Below are 3,432 nucleotides of genomic sequence, written 5' to 3' on the forward strand. Positions count from 1 at the left end.
TGCTCCTGCCGACCCTGCGATGCGATCTTGATCTGGACTTCCGCGCGCCCGCTGGGAGGTGGCCGTCGCCGGGCTGCACCGCCTGCCGGTGGATGCCCACGCCTGGACGCGCCAGTGGGTCGGGGTGTTCGGCTGGGGGAGCATCCCGATGCCCGCCTACGCCTACTGGCTGTGGTGGGGCGCGGTCATCGTCCTCGTGCTGGTGGCATTCGCCGTCGCGCCCTGGCGCGCCCGGCTGGGGCTGGCCGCCGTGCTCGTCGTCGGCGCCGCCCTGGCCGTCGCCCTGGACGTGCTCGTCCTGCGCCAGACCCGCTTCCCCGTCTACGGCCGCTACCTGTTGCCCCTCGCCGTCGCGCTGCCGCTGACCGCGGGAGAGATCCTGACCCGCCGGGCCGCGCGCCTGCGCACGTCGACCCGCGCCGCCCTCCAGATCACCGTGCCGCCGCTGGTCGCCGCGGTGCACCTGATCGCCCTGTGGTCCGATGCCCGCCGCTTCGCCACCGGCGTCGGCGGCCCGGTCTGGTTCCTGTCCCACGCCCAGTGGGCCCCGCCGGCCGGCTGGTCCCCCTGGCTCGCCCTCACCGCCGCCGGCACCGCCTGCCTGCTCGCCTGCGCCGCCCTCGGCGCCCTGACCGCCCGCCACACCACACGGCCAGACACCCACCGCCCCGGCATCGGCTCGGCAGCTTCCGTGGATCTTTGAGTCGGATGGCGTCCGCACTTCTTCATGCGGCACGGTGTCCGCTTCGTCCGTGCGGCGGGACTTCGGCGATCATCATCGTGGTGATCTCGGGCGGGGTGCGGGCGCTCATCGGCCTCTTCGTCCGCCCTGGCATCACCGACTGCCACGAGCGTCCGCCGGCTATACGTGGCTGAGCCGCTACCTGACTCTTCGGCAGGGATGAGTCGCGCGCGGACCCCACTCAAAGCGACGGGAAGCCTCTATCCCACGCAACAAACGTACATTCCAGCCATAAAGCGATCACTCGCAGTGACTTATTTTGTCCGCCGGTCGGCAGGGAGCTGGCTGCAACGACAGGATCGCAGCCAGCACTTTCAGTGGCGGGGCTCGGGGGGCTTCGGCTGGGCGGCCTGGCTGGTGGCGGCGCGGCCGAAGGCGATCTCGGCCTGGGCGTGGGCGACGGCGTGGGCGACCTCGCGTTCGATCTCCTCGGGGTCCAGGCCGAGGGCGCGGCCGATGTGCGCGGACCAGACCTCCGAGCGGATGTTCGTCTCGAAGTCGAGTTCGGCACGCACCTCCTGGCGGGCGGCCTCACGGTTCTGGCTCACCATCACGAACGTTGACAGGAAGATGGCCTCCAGGCTGACGATCATCGTCAGCAGGCCGAACGGATAGGCGTCGAACACCGCCGCGTGGCCGAGCGCGCCCTCGTTGACCAGGATCCAGCCGGCGAACCAGACGGCGTGCAGGTAGACGAACCGCAGCGACCCCGCGAACGATGTGATCGCGTCCGCGGCGCGGTCCTGGCGCGAGCGCGTCCGCGTGAGTACGACCCGCTCGCTGCGAATCCGGATCCGGGGTTTCGGCCGGTCCACCCGCACCGGGAGGTCCGGCGGTCCGCCGGGCGCGCCGGTCAGCGGGTCTGCTCGGTGGGACGGATCAGCAGCTCGTTGACGGCCACCCGGCGCGGACGGGTCACGATGTAGGCGACGGCGTCCGCGATGTCCTCGGCCAGCAGGTTCTCCACCGAGCCCAGGGCCCGCCGCGCGCCCTCGCGGATCTCCGGGCGCAGATGGTCGACCAGTTCCGTGACGACCGCGCCGGGCTCGACGACGCTGACCCGGACGTGGCGCTCGGTGACCTCCTGGCGCAGCGACTCGGTGAACGCGCCCACCCCGAACTTCGTGAGGTTGTAGACCCCACTCCCGGTGGCCGCGCGCCGGCCCGCGACGGAGCTGATGTTGACCAGGTCCGCCACCTGACGGGGGCCGGAACCGGCCGCGATGACCAGGTGCGGCAGGGCGGCGTGCGAGACGTAGAGCAGCCCCTGCAGGTTGATGGAGATCATGCGGTCCCACTCCTCGGTGGGGGCGCCGAGGACCGGGCCGAGCAGCATGACCCCGGCGTTGTTCACGACCGTGTCGAGGCGGCCCAGCTCCGCGACGGTGCGCTCGACCGCGTCGATCGCCTGCCGCTGGTCGGTGATGTCGGCGCTGACGGCAAGCGCCCGGCCACCCTCGCTCTCGATCGTGGCGGCCAGCTCCGTGAGCCGGTCCCCCCGGCGGGCGACCAGGGCGACGGACGCGCCCCGACGGGCCAGCTCCACGGCGGTGGCCGCCCCGATCCCACTGCTCGCGCCAGTTACCAGCGCCACCGTTGCGGTCAGCGTCGGTGCCATCTCGCGCCCTCTTTCACCCAGCGATACACGCATGTCGGGACACACGCTAGAACGTCGGCGGCACGCGTGTTCAGCCGGCGGCCCGGCGCGCCTCGAGGAGGAAGCGGCTGGCGTGCGCGGGAAACGGCCCCCGGGCGCGGATCAACGCGTGCAGGTCCGCGAGGCGCGACCGGTAACGCTCGACGGTGAACCCGGGCACGATCCAGACCACCTTACGCAGGAAGTAAATCATCGCGCCGACGTCGCGGAACTCCGCCGGCAGGATCTCGGTCCGCAGGTCCACGACCCGCAGGCCGGCGGCCTCGGCGGCGACCCGGGCCCGGTCGGGGTCGCGACGGGTCCGGGCGGCGCCGTGTTGGGGACCGAGGAAGTACTCGGACACCTCGAGCATGCTCGCCGGGCCGACCTGCTGGGAGAGGTAGACACCGCCGGGGCGCAGCACCCGGGCGATCTCCCCCCAGGGGGTGTCGACCGGATGCCGGCTGACGACCAGGTCGAACGTGGCATCGGCGAAGGGCAGGATGTAATCACCATCGGCGGCGACAAGCCGCACGCCGTGCGGGCGCAGCAGCGCCGCCGCCCGGGCGAGATTCGGCGGCCACGACTCGACGGCGACGGTGCGCCGGGCCAGGCGCGGCACCGCAGCCAGCACCTCGCCGCCGCCGGTCTGCACGTCGAGAGCGGTGTCGGCCCGGGCCATGCGCTCGCCCATCAGCCGGGCGTAGCCCCAGCTCGGCCGCCTCTCGGTGGCCCGGCCTTCCAGCCAGGAGAAGTCCCAGCCGTCCACCGGGGCCGCCGCCGCCTCGGCCACGAGCTCGTCGAAGTCCTCCCGCACCGACACATCGTCCAGCGTCCCGGGCAGCCCCGCCACCGAGTATTCCGCGCCCGTGGCGGTGGGGAACGTCAACGTCACAATGCACAAAACCGGCGAAATCGGGTGGGCGCGGTGTTGGATGGCGGTATGACCGCGCACCGCTTCACCCGACAGCGGTTCTGGCGGCGCGCGGCCCGCGTGGCGACGACGCTGGCCGCGGCCGGCGTCGCCCCGGTCCTGCTGCCCGAGGGCCTGCAC

At 72.7% G+C, this 3,432-nt stretch carries 4 protein-coding genes; 1 reads left to right on the plus strand and 3 read right to left on the minus strand.

The window, feature by feature from the left end; genetic code table 11:
• Window positions 1-58 precede the first annotated feature (58 nt).
• Window positions 59-703 (plus strand): DUF2142 domain-containing protein, encoded by a 645-nt coding sequence (locus MXD58_RS23225; RefSeq protein WP_250609916.1) that lies wholly within the window; start codon window positions 59-61, stop codon window positions 701-703.
• Window positions 704-1,056: 353 nt separating this feature from the next.
• Here MXD58_RS23225 and MXD58_RS23230 read toward each other — a convergent pair whose 3' ends face one another.
• From MXD58_RS23230 to MXD58_RS23240, 3 genes are all read right to left on the minus strand, one after another.
• The gene (locus MXD58_RS23230; protein ID WP_248839004.1) at window positions 1,057-1,563 is read right to left on the minus strand and encodes a DUF1003 domain-containing protein; all 507 of its coding nucleotides are present in this window, start codon (window positions 1,561-1,563) and stop codon (window positions 1,057-1,059) included.
• Between the two features lie 32 nt (window positions 1,564-1,595).
• Window positions 1,596-2,360, minus strand: coding sequence for an SDR family NAD(P)-dependent oxidoreductase (locus tag MXD58_RS23235; protein ID WP_248839005.1), 765 nt, complete (start codon window positions 2,358-2,360; stop codon window positions 1,596-1,598).
• A gap of 70 nt (window positions 2,361-2,430) precedes the next feature.
• On the minus strand, window positions 2,431-3,273 hold the full coding sequence (locus MXD58_RS23240; RefSeq protein WP_518478664.1) for a class I SAM-dependent methyltransferase: 843 nt from the start codon (window positions 3,271-3,273) through the stop codon (window positions 2,431-2,433).
• Window positions 3,274-3,432: the final 159 nt, after the last annotated feature.

The sequence above is a fragment of the Frankia sp. AgKG'84/4 genome (assembly GCF_023242965.2).
In the GTDB taxonomy this organism is placed as follows: Bacteria; Actinomycetota; Actinomycetes; order Frankiales; family Frankiaceae; genus Frankia.

What these genes read in the sequence shown, in the direction of transcription:
- MXD58_RS23235 (WP_248839005.1), bottom strand. Translation starts at nt 2,360, where the DNA reads ATGGCACCGACGCTGACCGCAACGGTGGCGCTGGTAACTGGCGCGAGC.